This is a genomic window from uncultured Ruminococcus sp. (genome assembly GCA_902785355.1).
Lineage (GTDB): Bacteria > Bacillota > Clostridia > Oscillospirales > Acutalibacteraceae > Ruminococcoides.
Genome location: CACZYF010000012.1, coordinates 24,640 through 40,253, shown reverse-complemented (window position 1 = coordinate 40,253; position 15,614 = coordinate 24,640). Strand labels below are relative to the sequence as shown.

Here is a 15,614-nt window from a genome sequence, read left to right as displayed (position 1 = left end):
CGGGCGTGTACGCAGAGTGTCTGGGGAAAGAGTGATCGCATGAAAAAAGCAATCGTGATCGTTGCGATCATCGCGGCTTGTCTGGCGCAAACGATTACCTTGACCGGCTGTAGTCCGATCGCCGGAGGTTTTTTTCTCGGTTTGATGATGGCAAGCGGAAATACCGAAGACCTGATAGATACCTCCGTTTCTCCGGACGGAAGGTACACGCTCGAAGCATACTGTGCCGACGGCGGCGCTACCACAGACTTTGCCGTCAAGGTTTATGAAAAGACGGATGTCGGCAAAAAGAAGATCTACCACCAGTACCACCAAAAGGACGCCTCCATCAGTTGGGAAAGCAATAACGTCGTGAATATCAACGGCGTAAAGCTCGACCTGTCGAAAGGCGAGACCTATAAAAGCTATGATTATCCAAGTCGATATGATCTCTCCGTAAATGAGTGAGCAACCAAAAAACGCTCACGTTGGTTCATCTCCAACGTGAGCGTTGTTTTATATAAGATTTACCACCCGTTGACGAGCTTGCTGACGGCGGCGTTGACGACCGGGGTCGCGGCGTCGATACCGTAACCGCCCTCGAGCACGACCGCGGCGAAGGCGTAGGGATGCTTCTCATCCTCGGTGAAGCCGACGAACCACGCGGTCGGTTCCTTATCCTCGCCGACCTCGGCGGTTCCGGTCTTGGCGCAGAAGTCAAGCCCCGCAACGCTCACGCCGCGCCATGAGTAGCCCTCGGCGGAGGCCTTCATCAGCTCGTGAAGGCGGGCGGCGGTGTCGGCGGACATCATCTCGGTGTTCTGCATCTTGTTGATCGTGATACCGAGCTTATCAAGCAGTTTACCGTCATCCTCTACGATATAGGGGGATACGGCGGAGCCGTTGTTAGCGACAGCGGAGCAGATCATCGCCATCAGCATCGGATTAGCCAGATCCTCGTGCTGACCGATACCCGACCACGCAAGGGAGTTTTCATCGGCTTTCTTTGCGTCATAATGACTGGTCGCAAGCGGGATATCGCTCATACGAAGCTCCTTGTTGTTGAAGCCCATCCGCTCGGCGGTCGCCTGCATTTTCTCGCCGCCCACCTGTACCGCGATCTGCGCGAAAGCACAGTTGCAGGAATTGGCGAACGCCTCGGAGAAGCTCTGGTCACCGTGGGCGCTCTCGCAGGTGATGGTGTTGCCGCCGATCTCGACCGAGCCGGGGCAGCTGAACGTCTGAGAGTAGATATCGGGGATATTCTCTACCGCCGCGGCGGCAGTGATGATCTTGAAGGTCGAGCCGGGCGTGAAGGTCGAGGATACGACGTTATCCAGATACACGCCGTCGTACTCGCTCTCGTTCTCCTCGGTGATGTCGGGAGGATACTGGGGGTCGTAGCCCGGCGCGCTGACATCACACAGCACCTCGCCGGTCTTATAATTATAGACCACACAAGCGCCTTTTCTACCGCCGAGCGCCTCGTAGGCAGCGCGGCAGGCGTCGGCGTCGACGGTCAGCTTGACGTCGCTGTTCGGTCGTAGGGACTCGGGGAGCCCCAGGCCGAGGATGAAGCTGTAGCCGGTGAGGCTGGTGCGGTAGCGGCTCTGGATCGCCGTCGAAATATTCAGGCTGTTGTCGCCGACAACGTGCAGAAGCGCCTCGCGGGTGCTCGCGTTATCGTGGTAGAGTCGCGTGTCGTTCTCGCTGTGAGCGAGAAGCGTACCGTTGCGGTCGTAGATACGCCCTGCCTTCGCAAGGCCGCCCGACGCCGCCATGTGTCCGTTAAAGGGCTGCTGGACCCACTCGTCGTTATGCAGAACGATCCTCACGCCGAGGAAGATCAGACCGCCGAGAAACGCGAAGGTCACGATCCAGACGATCAGGGAACGCGTCATGATCCGTTTCATTCAGCGACACCCCGCTTTCTCAGCGCGTTGATGGGCGCGTGGCGCTTCGCGGCGTAGGTACGCTCGTCAGCCGCCTTGATGAATGCCAACAGTCCCCAGCACGAGATCATGGACGAGCCGCCCGCCGACAGGAAGGGCAGCGTCACACCCGTGAGAGGCAGTATATCGGTGATGCCGAAGATGTTCAAGGCGCTCTGCACCACCATCAAGCCCGCCGCACAGCAGGCGGAAATCGCATAGAACGAGGAACGCGAGCGGGTCGTGATCGCGCGGGCATAGAACGCCAGTGCGACGATCGCCGCCGCGATCACAAAGGCGATGATCACGCCCATCTCCTCCGCAACCAAGCCGAACACCAGGTCGGACTCGGATGCAAAGACATATTTCAGATAACCGTTGCCCACACCCACTCCGATCAGTCCGCCGGAGGCGAGGTAGGTCATCACGCGAACCTGCTGGTAGCCGCCGCTGTCCTGCGTATGCTGCCAGACGTGACCCCACGCCGAAAAACGATCGGCGACATAGGGCTTGATGCTCAGCACGATGAATACAGCGAATGCCGCGGCGGCAAGTGCGAGAATGATGGTCTTGATATCACCGGAACGCATGAACGCGATCAACAGGAAGGTTGCGAAGAAGATCAGCGCCGTTCCGAAGTCGCCCATCAGCGCCAGAGCGCCGACGCATACTGCCGAAAAGCCGATGAACAGGAAGAAGTTCAGTCGGGTCTGTAGCTTATCGAGAGCCGCCGCACCGACGAAGATGAATGCGATCTTAACAAACTCGGACGGCTGGACGCTGATCCCGCCGATGTTGATCCAGTTGGCGGCGCCGTTGGTCACGCGGCCGAACACGATATTCACCGCCAGAAGTCCCACGGCGGCGATCATGATCCACAGTCGCCACGAATTCACACGGTCGGGATCCTCGATGAATTTCACCATCACGGCAAAAACCACCATGCCGATCGCCATCGCGATCATCTGGACGATCGCCGAGCGCAGCTCCTGCCGCACGAGCAGCAATATACTGATACCCGACAGGAAACACGCCAGCGCCTCCAGCTCGAAGTTGACGCGGTTCAAGGCGTAGGACGAGATGCAGAAGAACGCCCACATCACCGCCTCCATCGCGCCGAAGATCAGCAGGGGGGTAAAGTCCTTTATCTCATTGGAAAAGCACGCTTCGACCGCCATGAACAGGTGGAAGAAGGTGATCAGGATCATCAGCTTATAGGGCTTCAGGCTGCCTTTGTCGGAAGCCTTGGAGAAGAACCACGAGGGGCGCAGACGCTCCTGATACTCGTCGCCGCGCTTGAGGATGAAGGTGGTATGACCGACGGTGATCTCGTCGTCGATGATCACCTTGGTACGACCCTCACAGCGTTCACCGTTGACGTAGGTACCGAACTTGGAGCCGATATCCGAAACGAACCAGCCCTCCTTGCGCCTGAGCAGTACGCAGTGGTCGCGCGATACGCTGATATCCGATACGCGGATATCCGAGCCCTTACTGCGTCCGATGGAGTTCTCCCAGAAAAGCACCGGGATCTTCTGTCCCGTTTCAAGCACCTCTAGGGTGACAAGGGGCTTCTCGGGTCGCCTGTGACGGCGTGCGGAAGCAAAGCACTGGTACACGATGACCAGCGCGTAGAACGGCAGCAGCGCGCGCAGTGCGATCGCCGCTACATCCAGAACAGCTTGCATAAGATTCGCTTCACCTCCGGAAATAATCGTTTGAGATTGCCACAGCCCTGCATGTTCAAGGAGCTGCGCACAAATAGCTAAACTATTTATATGAAATATTTTACTATATATACTGCGCAAAGTCAAATGAACAGAATGTGAATCAAAAGGAAAGCGCCTCCGTAAGGAAGCGCTTTACAATGCTTTTAGTAGATGATGACCGGCGTGCCGATAGAGGCATTGTTGTAGATCTGAGCGACCTGTGCCTTCGGCGTATTCACACAGCCGTGGGAACCGTTGCCCATGTAGTGGGGGTTGCCGTAAGCGGAACGCCAGCTCGCGTCGTGGATGCCGTAGCTGTTGCCCTTGAACGCGATCCAGTAGTTGACAAAGGAGCTGTAGCCCGCACCGGAAAGGTAGGTGTTGCGCGTCTTGTTCAGAACGCTGAAATAACCCTTGGGCGTATCGCTGGTACCCTTGTTGCCGGTAACGACCTCAGTCGTCGCGACCTGCTTGCCGTTCTTGTAATACCACATATGCTGTTGATCGATGCTGATCTCGATATAGGTGTTACCTGTCGACCTGCCGTAAGCGGTCTTGACGACAGTCGCGTTCTTCTTATTGCTGGTGCCGGTGATGGTGGTGTTGCCCTTGACATAGATCGGACGGACGCGGAAGTAATACTTCTTGCCGACGGTCAGCTTGGTGGTGTTATAGTACAGTCTGGGGGTAGTGAACAGCTTGACGAACTTGCTGTTGTCAGGGCTGGTGGAATAGTAAACCTCATAGTGAGTCGCGTAGGGGTTCTTCTTCCAGGTCAGGTTGATGCGCTGGCAGCGGGAGGTAATGGTGTAGTTCGGACCGCACAGACCCGCGATGAAGGTCTCGACGCCCGGTTCCATAGAGCTGTAAGAGGTGTTGTACAGCTCGCGGAAGCTCTTGACGCGGTATTTATAGGTCGTACCCTGCTTAACGGCGGTATCGGAGAAGGTGGTGTTGGTATTGCCGTAGACGGTCTTGTAGACGACCTCGGCGCTGCTGCCTTCCTTACGGTAGATACGGTAGCCGGTCGCCTTCGGGTTGCGATCCCATTCCATTTCGAGCACGGTGGAAGAACGCCACTTGGTCATGCCGGTGACAGGGCCGGGCTGGGTAGCGGTCAGCTTAACGGTCGGCTCGCCCTCATAGATCTCACCGTCCTTGTTGACGAAAGCGGCGATCTGAAAATGATACTGAGTGGTGTGGATCAGACCGGTCGCGGTGTAGGTGTTCTCGGTAGTCTCGGCGATCTTCTTGAACGCCTCACCCTCGTCGGCGTTGCACAGATAGATATAGTAACCGTCTGCGCCTTCGACGGGATCCCAGTTCAGCTTGATCGCGTCGCTCTCGAAGCTATCCTTGACAATGTTCTTGACCTTACCGACGTTGACAGCCTCTGTATTTGCCGTAGTCGGATCCTCGGCGGGCGCTTCGGTGGGGTCTGCTCCGATCGTCTGTACCGCTTCGGTCGCGGCGACCTCGGCGGGATCGGTCTCAGCGGCAGAAGCGCCGAATACCGCACAGGCGGAGATCGTCATCACGACCGCCAGAAAAGCGGCAAGCATCTTGGTAGAAAAATGTTTCAAAATCATTCTGTCCTTTCTCTTGATATTGTATGTATTAAGCTAATTTCCCAATATATATGTGATAGTAGCACATCCGGATAGAAAAAGCAACCGATTTTTCCGAATTTGTGATAAGCGGCAAATTATCCGTGTTTTGCGGCGGGACAGTGGGATAAAATGTACTGATAAACAAAATCAAAATCTTCCAAAGATGCGTAAACCTGATTATGCTCCAAGCGTTCATTAAGTTTGATTATATTGCGGCGGGGGTAGGCTTTGACCTTTCGCACATCGGAAAAAGCCGTGTACATGCTCGTGCGGCTCGCCATCATGCCCGCGCCTGCCGCGGTCAGCCCGCCGGAAGAAGCGCCCGCCACAGCGGTCACGGCAGCGAGCTTTGTCGCCTTCTTCGCCTGTGACGGAATCTGCGCGTGCTTGACGCCCTTATCATCCATCTCGAACATCACGATATATTTGCCGCGCATTATCGCCGCGTAGACCAATACGCCGAGAACGGTTAAGGCTGTCATGCCGAGGATCATATATCCGAGCATTTTCAGATCGTTCAAAAGCGCCTGACCGAGTCTGTCGCCGCCCCGGAACAGGTCGAACAGAGCGACGAGCGTGAAGATCCCGAGAATGATGAAGAAAAAGATCTTCCACACCATCAGGAAAACCGTGGGGTTCTTCAACAGATTCATCTCATAAACCCAGCGATATTTCCCATCCTCACACAACACAATATTCCGCGTGACGGGCTGACCCTCATGTGTCAGCTCCTGTGCGGAGGACTTGCGGGTGCGTTTTGTCCCGATTGTACTGCTCATATACAAGGCTCCTTTCCTATTATAAAGCACACAATAACGATAAAACAAAAGGCATGATCCCGAAATGAGACCATGCCGCTCGGTATTTATCATGATAGTAACACAACATCTGTCATAATGCAATAAGTTTACACGATCAGTCAACGAAATAATCCCGCAGACGTGCGTACTGAATCTCGTCGACAGTAACCTCCAGCATGAGGCCCTCGGCGGTATATTCCTCGCGATGGAGGACGGCAGTCTCGCGGAGCTTTGCGGCGATACCGACCTTATCGAAAGGTAATAGGATCTTTACGCGCTGAACCTTCTTAGGCAGGTTATCCTCGATCGCCTTGAGCAGTTCATCGATACCCTGCGCGTACTTCGCGCTGATATGCACCGCGCCGGAGATACCGGTCATGCTGTCGTCGATCAAATCGCATTTGTTGAGGACGGGAATGATAGGCTTGTCGAGACTCGACAAGGAGGCGAGGAGCTCGCGCGTCACATCGAGGTGCAGGCGGCTTTCCTCACTGCTCGCGTCACAGACATTGAGGATGATATCCGCCTGCGCCGCTTCCTCCAGAGTCGACTTGAACGCCTCCACCAGATGATGGGGCAGTCTTCTGACCAGTCCGACGGTATCGATCAGCATGACGGATACGCCGTTCGGCAGCTTTAATGCGCGTGAGGTCGGGTCAAGGGTCGCGAAGAGCTTGTCCTCACTGAGCACCCCCGCGTCGGTGAGGGTGTTCATCAGGGTGGACTTGCCGGCGTTGGTATAGCCGACGATGGCGACGGTGATCACGCCGTCCTTATCGCGGCGCTCGCGCAGCTGCTTACGGTGCTCCTCCACGTCGCGCAGCTGCGTCTTGAGGGTCTCCATCTTGCGCTTGATATGGCGGCGGTCGGTCTCGAGCTTACTCTCACCGGGACCTCTGGTGCCGATACCGCCGCCGAGTCGCGACATCTCGACGCCCTTACCGGTCAGTCGAGGCATCATGTACTTGAGCTGGGCAAGCTCGACCTGGATCTTGCCCTCCTTGGTTCGGGCGCGCAGGGCGAAGATGTCGAGGATCAGCATGGTGCGGTCGATAACGCGCACGTCGGTAGCCGCCTCGATATTGCGGATCTGGACAGGCGAAAGTTCGAGATCGAAGATGATCAGGTCGATATTCTCTTTTTCACAGTAATCCTTGATCTCCTCGAGCTTGCCCGAGCCAACGCAGGTAGCGGGGTCGAGTCGGCTGAGTTTCTGAGTAATTGAAGCGACAGGTACCGCGCCGGCGCTCTCGGTCAGCTCAAAAAGCTCCGCGAGCGATGCTTCCGCATCATAATCTCCTGTATCTGCCTCTACCAGCAGGGCGCGGGTCGGCTCCTGCTCTGTGATCGTATAATCCATAATATTCTCCGTAAAAACAATTGCAATTTTACCGTAATCGATTATAATATGTAATTATAATCAATTTCAGGCATGATTGCAAGAGGTCAGATCAGCAGATACAGCAGCGCCAGCATCAAATTAAGGTCGGCGCCATCCTTCATCAGGATCACGAGCAGAAGAAGGATCAGGCTCTGATCCTTATCCTTCATCATCAGCTCGAGAAATCCGCCCTGTTTTTTCGGCGGGGACAATTCCGGTGCTTTGGGCGGTTCGGGCTTGGCTTTCGGCTCGGGCTTGGCTTTCGGCTCGGGCGGAGATGGCGCTTTCGGACGATTCTGCGGTCGGCGATCGAAATTCGCGTACATTCGTGCGACGCGGTCCATCGCTTCCTGTTCTAATGAATTAGGCGGCATACCATCACTCCCCTTTAATCAAACAGCGGCAAGTCCTTCAACAGCGGCATCAGCTTCATCACCTTGATCAAACGCTTTGCCTTATCGAGCTTTCGCTGACGTTCCTCGCTCAGAAACGGCCGCATCGCCTCCAAAAGACGGGTGGTTTCATCCTCCTGTTTCAGCGAGCCGAGCATCGGCATTAATCCGCTGAGCATCGCGGCGGTATCGTCCGCGGGAGGCGGCTCGGGCTCTTTATGTACGCCCGGCGCGTCTACGCCGAGCTGTGAAGCCAGAGCCGCGATATCACGCATCGCTTCGGGGTCGCTGAGGATCCCGCTGAGCTTCTCGGAAAGATCGTCCATCAGCCCATGATCCTCTTGATGACCGCTTTCGCCTGCGGAGAGTTCAAAAACTCGCGCGCCTTATCCTCATCGCCGAGCAGTTCCTCCATCTGACGCGCCTTATCACCGGGCAGTCTGTTCAAAAGCTTACTATAGGAGGAGCCCTCCACGGCACTGCGTATCTCGCTTTCAGGCGTGCCCATCCGCTCACTGAGCTTCTTTATCAATGTGTTAATCTGTGCTTGATCAGCCATAACTTTCACCTCATATGTTATACTATGCAGTCAGGAGGAAAATATGAAAATAATCGTAGTTTCTGATACTCACGGCTCCTATCGCAACCTTAAACAAGTCATGCTGCTCAACCGTGACGCCGATATCGTTGTCCACTGCGGCGACAGCCGTGACGAGGTTGACGAGATCAAGATCGAGTTCCCGGATAAAGTATATTACACCGTCAAAGGCAACTGCGACTGGGAACCCCTGCCGATGGTGGAAGAATTCACGGCAGAAGGTGTGAGGTTCATGGCATGTCACGGTCATGCCTATCACGTCAAATACGGTCTCGGGGAGCTGGAGCGTGAGGCTCGTGAACGCGGTGCCGACGTCGCGCTGTTCGGTCATACGCACATCGCCCACGACGAATATATCGACGGGCTGAGGCTGTTCAACCCCGGCTCCTGCGGCTACGGAAAGAGCTTCGGCGTGATAGAGGTAAAAAACGGTCAGGTGCTCTCCAACATCGCTTATTTGAAATAAATACTTCGATCAACTAACCTACCGGTAAACTCAGCAAAAAATAACAGTAGATTTTTGATCGTTCTTATGATATAATGAGGGTTGATGTTAAACGAAGGCGGTGAGGGAATGGAAATCATGCTGCAACCGGATAACGAGCGGATGATCCGCTCCCTGCCCCGATCGGGTAGGATCCCACACACCGTCATCATCGAAAGCGGCGACAGCGCCGAACGCGAAAGCGCCGCGTTGCTGTTGGCTGCGGGCGCCGTATGCGAGAGCGACGATCGTCCGTGCCTGAGCTGTAATGCCTGTCGCAAGGTGCTCGAGGGCATCCACCCCGACGTCTTTATCCCCGAGCCAAGCAAAAACCTCAAGAGCGGCATTCTGTCACTCAAGGATCTGCGCGACGATTACCTCGCACAGACGAGTATCAAGCCGAACGAAGCGCCCGCAAAGGTCTATATATTTCGCGACGCGGACAAGCTGTTGAGGGAAGACGCGCAAAATGCACTGCTCAAAACCATCGAGGAACCGCCGCAGAATCTACTGTTCATCTTCACGGTCGAGAGCGCAAAGAGCATGCTGCTTACGGTACGTTCACGCGCCCGTATCATCACGCTTCACCGGTCGTCAACAACCGACGAAGAGAGCGATCAAGTCGCACGAGCGCTGATTAGCGGGATCGTCTCACTGTATGAATATGAGCTTCTCAGAGAGCTGACTTCGCTGAACGATAAAGAAAAGCTGCGCGCTTCACTGACAGCACTGGCTGAAAAGCTGAGGCTGGCGCTCGCGTTCTACAGCGGTATAAGAACCGACGACACAGACGTGAAGAAGCTCACCCGCAAGCTCGACCGTACGCGCACGATCGCGCTGATCGAAACAACCGGGCAAGCGTTGTCCAAGCTGAAAACAAACGTTAATCTACAGCTGCTGGTAACGTGGCTGTCATCACAATACAGGAGGATTACATGGCAGAAGTAATCGGAGTACGGTTCAAGGAGGTAGGTAAGGTCTACTACTTTGACCCTGATAATAAAAAACTGAGAATCGGCGACACCGTCATCGTCGAGACCTCGCGCGGTATCGAATGCGGTAAAGTCGCCATCGCCAACAAAGAGGTAACCGACGAGGAGATCGTCCATCCTCTCAAGAAGCTGATTCGCAAAGCGACCAAGGAAGATATGCGCCGCCTGGAGGACAATCACCGCAAGGAAAAGGAAGCGCTGAAGATTTGTGAGCAGAAGGTAGCGGAACACAAGCTCGAAATGAAGCTTGTCGACGTGGAATATACCTTTGATAACAGTAAGATCCTGTTCTATTTTACCGCCGACGGGAGAGTCGACTTCCGTGCGCTGGTCAAGGATCTCGCATCCGTGTTCCGTACCCGTATCGAACTCAGACAGATCGGCGTCCGTGATGAGAGCAAGATGCTCGGAGGCCTCGGCGTGTGCGGCAGACCGTTCTGCTGTTCGAGCTTCCTCGGTGAATTTCATCCCGTATCCATCAAGATGGCGAAGGAGCAGGGACTGTCTCTCTCCCCCACCAAGATCTCCGGCACCTGCGGCAGACTGATGTGTTGTCTGAAATACGAGCAGGACGCCTACACCGACCTCTTGAAACACACGCCTAAGGTCGGTGCGATCGTCAAAACGCCTTACGGCAGAGGCTTGGTCGTAGAGACCAACCTGCTGACTCGCGTCCTCAAGGTTAAGATGGATAATACTCCCGACGACGCCGCTCCCCAGACCTTCAAGGTCAAGGAGGTCAAGGTTATCAAGGACGGCTACATCAAGCTTAACAAAAAAGAAATGGCCGAGTTGAAAGACTTGGAAGACAAATAAAAAACTATCAAATTAGCCGATCCGATGGGCGATATCATTAGGTTAAGGAAGGCTCCCTTTGGGAAAGGGAGCTGTCACCGAACGGTGACTGAGGAATTGTATCAATTGACCGAGCGTCAGTGAGATACAATTTTCTTAGCTTAATGATACCAGACCCATTGGGTCGGCTTTTCTCTTCCTGATTCTGTCATTACAACAGCATAGACCGCATTTTCAGCAGGATCTTCTTCTCACGGCGGCTGATTTGCACTTGTGTAGTGCCGAGACGCTCGGCGGTCTGCTGCTGGGTATGATGCTGATAGTACCGCAGACGGATCAGGCGGCGGTCATCGTCGTCGAGTGCCGATAACGCTTGCTTCAACGATAAACGCTCGGTCAGCTGTTCTTCGGGAGAAGGGACGGGAACGTCGATCCCACCCGCGCTTTCATCGTCACCCGAGAGAGAAAGAACAGCGCGGGAGGCGTTCAGTGCCTCAGCCGCCTTGTACGCATCTACATGAAGCTCGTCCGCAAGCTCCGTGATACTCATATCCTCCCCATGCCGAGCGCGGTAATCGTCGCACATTTTACGCGCGCGCATACTCAGCTCCTTTAAGGAACGCGAGAGCTTCACGCTGCCGCTGTCGCGAAACAGCTGTCGGATCTCGCCGAGGATCACCGGTACCGCATAGGTACTCAGCTTATACCCGAGGTTCGTATCAAAACGGTCGACCGCCTTGACGAGCCCTACGCACCCTGCGGAGTACAGATCGTCATACTCGATTCCCCTGCCCTCAAAGCGGTGGGCGCAGGCGTGAACCAGCCGCAGGTTCTGCCGGATCAGCTCATCGCGATCCATACGCGGCGCGGATGATATTCTTCTCGAGGGTCACGGTCGTCCCTTTCCCGACAGCGGAGCGCACCGTGACCTTATCCATGAAGCTCTGCATCACCGCAAAGCCCAAGCCCGCGCGCTCGTCGGTCGAGGTAGTGTACAGCGGCTCCATCGCTTGCTCGATATCGGCGATCCCAACGCCTTTATCGCGGATTTTGATGATTGCTCTGCCGGAATCTGTGAGCCTTGCCTCTATGTAAACGGTGCCGAAGGTATCGGGGTAGGCGTGGACGATGGCGTTGGTCACCGCCTCTGAAACAGCAGTCTTGACGTCGGCGATCTCAGCAACGGTCGGGTCGAGCGGCAGCAGAAACGCCGCGACCGCCGAACGGGCAAAGCTCTCGTTTGTGCTTTTCGAAATAAAACTCAGCTTCATACTGTTGACAAAATTCATTTCATCACCCCCAGGTTTTCAAGTCCCGACAGTACAAATATCTTTTTCAAATTCGGCGGGATGTTAACGACCTCCAGCCTTCCGCCGAGCAGTGATATCATGCGGTATCGCCCCATTACCAAGCCGATACCAGACGAATCCATAAAGCCTACCCTGCCGAAATCCAGTACCAGCCGTGCGGGGCGGTAGGTCTCGCACCGCGCGTCGATCTCGCCGCGAATCGCGGGCGCGATATGGTGATCGATCTCACCGCCGAGTCGCGCCGTGACAACGCCGTTATGATATGTCATATCTACCATGCTTGTCCTCCTATATGATAAAGCCTACCCTAATAATATTAGGATAGGCTTAAATAATCTGTTTTATTCTGTTGTCATAATCAGTTTTTGTCTATAAGATACGGTCGGATCTCGGACGCGAGGTAAAGTGATCCGCAGATAAACACATCGCCGCCGTAGGAGAGCGCCTTATCGAGCGCGTCACGGGGACTTTCGACGATCTCGATCTCATCGGCGATACCGGTCAGTCGATGGGCGAGTTCCCCGGCAGAGAGTGCGCGGGGATTTGCAACATTCGTCGCAATCACACGCCTGAACAGCCCTTTCAGCAAAGGGAGCGAGGTGCTGTCCTTATCGGCAAGCATGCCGATAATCAGCGTCTTATCGCCCGTCGGATAATAGGCGCGGACTGCCTCGGCAAAGGAAGAGAGCCCGTTGGGATTATGCGCGCCGTCGAGCACTACGACCGGGTCGGTACGCAAACGCTCAAATCGCGCGGGGTGCTCCACCCGCAAAAGACCGTCGCGGATATCCTCCGTCGGGATCGCCATGTTATGCTCCAGACGGAGCGCTTCGATCGTCGCCAAAGCGCAGCGGAGGTTATCGATCTGGTGTGATCCGACGAGCGGCAGCAACATGGGCATCCCCTCATAGATGAATCGAGTTCCGTCGGCACTGCGTTCTGTGACGGTGAGGCGTACATCCTCACCTCGATAAAGGGTGTTGTGCTCCTGACGCGCCTTCTCCTCCAGCACGGCGTATGCTTCCCGGCGCTGAGGAGCGAGGACGGTGGTTGAATAGGTCTTGATGATGCCCGCTTTCTGGTACGCGACGGCTTCGATGGTATCGCCGAGAACAGCGGTGTGGTCGAGGTCGACGCGGGTAATGACCGAACAAAGCGGATAAGGAATCAGGTTAGTCGAATCCAGCAGTCCGCCCATACCGACCTCACATACGATCACGTCACAGCGATTCTTTTTATAAATATAAAAGCTGAGCACGGTAAGAAACTCGAACTCGGTGATGATTACGCCGTCACGGTTGAGGTCATCCATGATCGGCTTGAAGAAGGTGACCGCTTCGGCGAGTTCCTCCTCCGATATCATCCGGTTATTGATCTGGATACGCTCGCGGAAATCGACGATATAGGGCGAAATAAATAAACCCACCTTATAGCCCGCCTGCACCAGAACAGAGCTGAGCATCTCACAGACGGAACCTTTTCCGTTAGTGCCCGCAACATGGATAAAGTGCTGACCCAGTACGTTCGGCACCTTATGAAAGAGCTTACGCACCCTGTCGAGCCCCGGGCGCGAGCCGAACTTGTCGAGCGAATGGATATAGGCTAAGCTTTCCTGATAATTCATAATAGCTCCTTATAGATATCGTTCTTTTTCAGTCCCGCCATTGCGGCTGCCTCCTTGGCGGCGTCGGTCGGACGCATACCGCCGTCGATCAGCTTCTGCGCATAGGCGACGGCTTCTTCACGGGTAACGGTGGGCGTTTCCTCCGCTTTTTTGCCCTCCAGAACAAGCACGATCTCACCCTTTAAGGGAGAATCGACAAACCGTAACGCCTCCTTGGTAGTGGTACGGATGATCTCTTCATGCAGCTTGGTCAGCTCGCGGGCGATGGTCAGCTTTCGGTCGCCGAAGGTATTGTACAGGTCTATGAGCGTGTTCGGGAGCTTATGCGGCGCTTCATAGAAGATCATCGTGCGTCGCTCGTCAAGCAGGCTCTCGAGGTGCTCTGAGCGGCTCTTTTTATTGACGGACAAAAAGCCCTCGAAGGTGAATCGACCCGTCTCAAGCCCCGATACCGCCAGCGCGGAGATCACGGCGCTGGGGCCGGGGACGACGACCGTCTTTATGCCCGCCGCCTCACACTGACGGATCAGCTCCTCGCCGGGATCGGAGATACAGGGCATCCCCGCATCGGTGACGATCGCGCAGCTCTCACCTGCTAAAATGCGGTTGATGATCATCTCGCCGCGCTCATGCTTATTATGCTCATAATAGCTGACCATTGGTTTCTTGATATCGAAATGGTTCAGCAGCTTCAGGGTAACGCGCGTATCCTCGGCGGCGATGAAGTCCACCTGCTCCAGCGTTTCCACCGCGCGGGGGGAGATATCGCCCATGTTGCCGATCGGCGTACCGACTACATACAGTATATTATCCATCATGACCTTCCTTATAGGCTCCGTAGATCTGTTTCATCTCTTCGGTAAATCCGTCCTTATCCTCGATGATCAGCGTGGGGAGCACGTCCATATAACCGGGCTTTGCACCGCGCTTCGCCTCACACAAAAAGAGCTTCGGCGCTTTATCCACCCGTCCCTGCACCAGTCGCAGGCGTTTCGGCTCGAGCTCATGCGCGCGCAAAGAGGACAGCACATCCGTCAGCCGCTCGGGACGCTGACAGATCACAAACCGCCCGCCAAATCGCAGAAGCCACCGCGCCGCCTCACAGATATCGTCGAGGGTACAGGCACTCTCATGCCGCGCGGTCATCTTCGCTTCATCGGGATTGGTGATTCCGGAGCCGGGGAGCTTATACGGCGGGTTGCAGATGACTAGATCGCTCTCTCCGGCAGGCAAAAGCTCGCGGATATTTCGCAGATCGCCGAGAATCGGCGTGATACAGGATGTTTTTTCGATCCCGCTGTCGAGGTTGAGGCGCAGGCTCTCCCTGAACAGGGAGATCGCATCCTCCTGTATCTCCAGAGCATGGATGCTCTGCGGATCGCGGTCGCGGATCAGTAGGAGCGGGATCGTCCCGCAGCCGGTGCCGAGCTCGACTACACGCTCGCCGTTCTTGACAGCGGCAAAGCTCGCAAGCAAGATCGTATCGGTTGTAAAATGGTGGGTATCGCTGACATAAAGTCGGATACCGCTGCCCAGCGGCTCGATACGCATAGCCTGCCTCCCCTCTGTTTCTGCCATCATTGTAGCATAAACATCATGGTTTGTAAACCGTGTCGAAAACCGTTTCCTGTATAGAAAAAATAGCCGAGGCAAAAGCCTCGGCTACGGTCGTTATTGCTTATTCAGCCGCAGGAGCACCTACGGGGCAAGCGTCGGCACAAGCACCGCACTCGATGCAAGCGTCAGCGTCGATAACATACTGGGTATCGCCCTCAGAGATAGCGCTAACGGGGCACTCATCGGCGCAAGCGCCACAGGAAATGCAATCTTCAGAAATCTTATAAGCCATGATAGAACCTCCTTGTAGTTGTTGACTACATTGTAGCACAATCTTTTCAAAAATCAAGGTTTTAAACTAAAGATTAGCCCTCGCTAACCAAAAAATCAATTCAAAGACCTCTGTGATTTCTGCTGATCTTCGATGCTCTTGAGCTAAGTAGACACTGTTT

At 55.1% G+C, this 15,614-nt stretch carries 19 protein-coding genes; 4 read left to right on the top strand and 15 right to left on the bottom strand.

Annotated features, from left to right (window positions below):
• The first annotated feature begins 39 nt into the window (after positions 1–39).
• On the top strand, positions 40–447 hold the full coding sequence (locus R2I50_RS04300; protein WP_316607886.1) for a DUF5412 family protein: 408 nt from the start codon (positions 40–42) through the stop codon (positions 445–447).
• A 59-nt stretch (positions 448–506) separates the two neighbouring features.
• On the opposite strand, the gene R2I50_RS04295 is transcribed toward R2I50_RS04300, so the two are convergent.
• From R2I50_RS04295 to R2I50_RS04260, 8 genes are all read right to left on the bottom strand, one after another.
• A complete protein-coding gene (locus R2I50_RS04295; RefSeq protein WP_316607885.1) occupies positions 507–1,892 on the bottom strand; it encodes a penicillin-binding transpeptidase domain-containing protein in 1,386 nt (461 codons plus the stop codon).
• On the bottom strand, positions 1,889–3,598 hold the full coding sequence (locus tag R2I50_RS04290) for an FtsW/RodA/SpoVE family cell cycle protein (RefSeq protein WP_316607884.1): 1,710 nt from the start codon (positions 3,596–3,598) through the stop codon (positions 1,889–1,891). The genes R2I50_RS04295 and R2I50_RS04290 overlap by 4 nt, the downstream gene beginning before the upstream one ends.
• 185 nt (positions 3,599–3,783) lie before the next feature.
• A complete protein-coding gene (locus R2I50_RS04285; protein WP_316607883.1) occupies positions 3,784–5,208 on the bottom strand; it encodes a L,D-transpeptidase family protein in 1,425 nt (474 codons plus the stop codon).
• Positions 5,209–5,324: 116 nt separating this feature from the next.
• Positions 5,325–6,008 (bottom strand): hypothetical protein, encoded by a 684-nt coding sequence (locus R2I50_RS04280; RefSeq protein ID WP_316607882.1) that lies wholly within the window; start codon positions 6,006–6,008, stop codon positions 5,325–5,327.
• Between the two features lie 136 nt (positions 6,009–6,144).
• Positions 6,145–7,389: a GTPase HflX gene (gene hflX / locus R2I50_RS04275; protein ID WP_316607881.1), complete on the bottom strand. Its 1,245-nt coding sequence runs from the start codon at positions 7,387–7,389 to the stop codon at positions 6,145–6,147.
• Between the two features lie 86 nt (positions 7,390–7,475).
• Positions 7,476–7,784 carry a hypothetical protein gene (locus tag R2I50_RS04270; protein WP_316607880.1) on the bottom strand — a complete coding sequence of 103 codons (309 nt, stop codon included), beginning with the start codon at positions 7,782–7,784 and terminating at the stop codon, positions 7,476–7,478.
• A gap of 14 nt (positions 7,785–7,798) precedes the next feature.
• Positions 7,799–8,128, bottom strand: coding sequence for a hypothetical protein (locus R2I50_RS04265; RefSeq protein WP_316607879.1), 330 nt, complete (start codon positions 8,126–8,128; stop codon positions 7,799–7,801).
• On the bottom strand, positions 8,128–8,361 hold the full coding sequence (locus tag R2I50_RS04260; RefSeq protein WP_316607878.1) for a hypothetical protein: 234 nt from the start codon (positions 8,359–8,361) through the stop codon (positions 8,128–8,130). The genes R2I50_RS04265 and R2I50_RS04260 overlap by 1 nt, the downstream gene beginning before the upstream one ends.
• A gap of 43 nt (positions 8,362–8,404) precedes the next feature.
• Between R2I50_RS04260 and R2I50_RS04255 the strand changes: the two genes are divergently transcribed.
• The 3 genes from R2I50_RS04255 to R2I50_RS04245 all read left to right on the top strand — a co-directional run bounded on the left by R2I50_RS04255 (position 8,405) and on the right by R2I50_RS04245 (position 10,692).
• Positions 8,405–8,866 carry a metallophosphoesterase gene (locus R2I50_RS04255; RefSeq protein WP_316607877.1) on the top strand — a complete coding sequence of 154 codons (462 nt, stop codon included), beginning with the start codon at positions 8,405–8,407 and terminating at the stop codon, positions 8,864–8,866.
• 108 nt (positions 8,867–8,974) lie between these two features.
• A complete protein-coding gene (locus tag R2I50_RS04250; protein WP_316607876.1) occupies positions 8,975–9,832 on the top strand; it encodes a hypothetical protein in 858 nt (285 codons plus the stop codon).
• Positions 9,820–10,692 (top strand): stage 0 sporulation family protein, encoded by an 873-nt coding sequence (locus R2I50_RS04245; protein WP_316607875.1) that lies wholly within the window; start codon positions 9,820–9,822, stop codon positions 10,690–10,692. The genes R2I50_RS04250 and R2I50_RS04245 overlap by 13 nt, the downstream gene beginning before the upstream one ends.
• 190 nt (positions 10,693–10,882) lie before the next feature.
• On the opposite strand, the gene R2I50_RS04240 is transcribed toward R2I50_RS04245, so the two are convergent.
• The 7 genes from R2I50_RS04240 to R2I50_RS04210 all read right to left on the bottom strand — a co-directional run bounded on the left by R2I50_RS04240 (position 10,883) and on the right by R2I50_RS04210 (position 15,454).
• Complete coding sequence (locus R2I50_RS04240; RefSeq protein WP_316607874.1) at positions 10,883–11,530, bottom strand: sigma-70 family RNA polymerase sigma factor; 648 nt, start codon at positions 11,528–11,530, stop codon at positions 10,883–10,885.
• Positions 11,517–11,960: an anti-sigma F factor gene (gene spoIIAB, locus R2I50_RS04235; RefSeq protein ID WP_316607873.1), complete on the bottom strand. Its 444-nt coding sequence runs from the start codon at positions 11,958–11,960 to the stop codon at positions 11,517–11,519. Before spoIIAB ends, R2I50_RS04240 begins: the two co-directional genes overlap by 14 nt.
• Positions 11,957–12,259 carry an anti-sigma factor antagonist gene (locus R2I50_RS04230; protein ID WP_316607872.1) on the bottom strand — a complete coding sequence of 101 codons (303 nt, stop codon included), beginning with the start codon at positions 12,257–12,259 and terminating at the stop codon, positions 11,957–11,959. Before R2I50_RS04230 ends, spoIIAB begins: the two co-directional genes overlap by 4 nt.
• A gap of 80 nt (positions 12,260–12,339) precedes the next feature.
• The gene (locus R2I50_RS04225) at positions 12,340–13,605 is read right to left on the bottom strand and encodes a folylpolyglutamate synthase/dihydrofolate synthase family protein (RefSeq protein WP_316607871.1); all 1,266 of its coding nucleotides are present in this window, start codon (positions 13,603–13,605) and stop codon (positions 12,340–12,342) included.
• A complete protein-coding gene (gene rsmI, locus R2I50_RS04220) occupies positions 13,602–14,420 on the bottom strand; it encodes a 16S rRNA (cytidine(1402)-2'-O)-methyltransferase (protein WP_316607870.1) in 819 nt (272 codons plus the stop codon). Before rsmI ends, R2I50_RS04225 begins: the two co-directional genes overlap by 4 nt.
• Positions 14,413–15,156 (bottom strand): methyltransferase, encoded by a 744-nt coding sequence (locus R2I50_RS04215; protein ID WP_316607869.1) that lies wholly within the window; start codon positions 15,154–15,156, stop codon positions 14,413–14,415. The genes rsmI and R2I50_RS04215 overlap by 8 nt, the downstream gene beginning before the upstream one ends.
• A 127-nt stretch (positions 15,157–15,283) precedes the next feature.
• Positions 15,284–15,454, bottom strand: coding sequence for a 4Fe-4S binding protein (locus R2I50_RS04210; protein ID WP_316607868.1), 171 nt, complete (start codon positions 15,452–15,454; stop codon positions 15,284–15,286).
• Positions 15,455–15,614 lie beyond the last annotated feature (160 nt).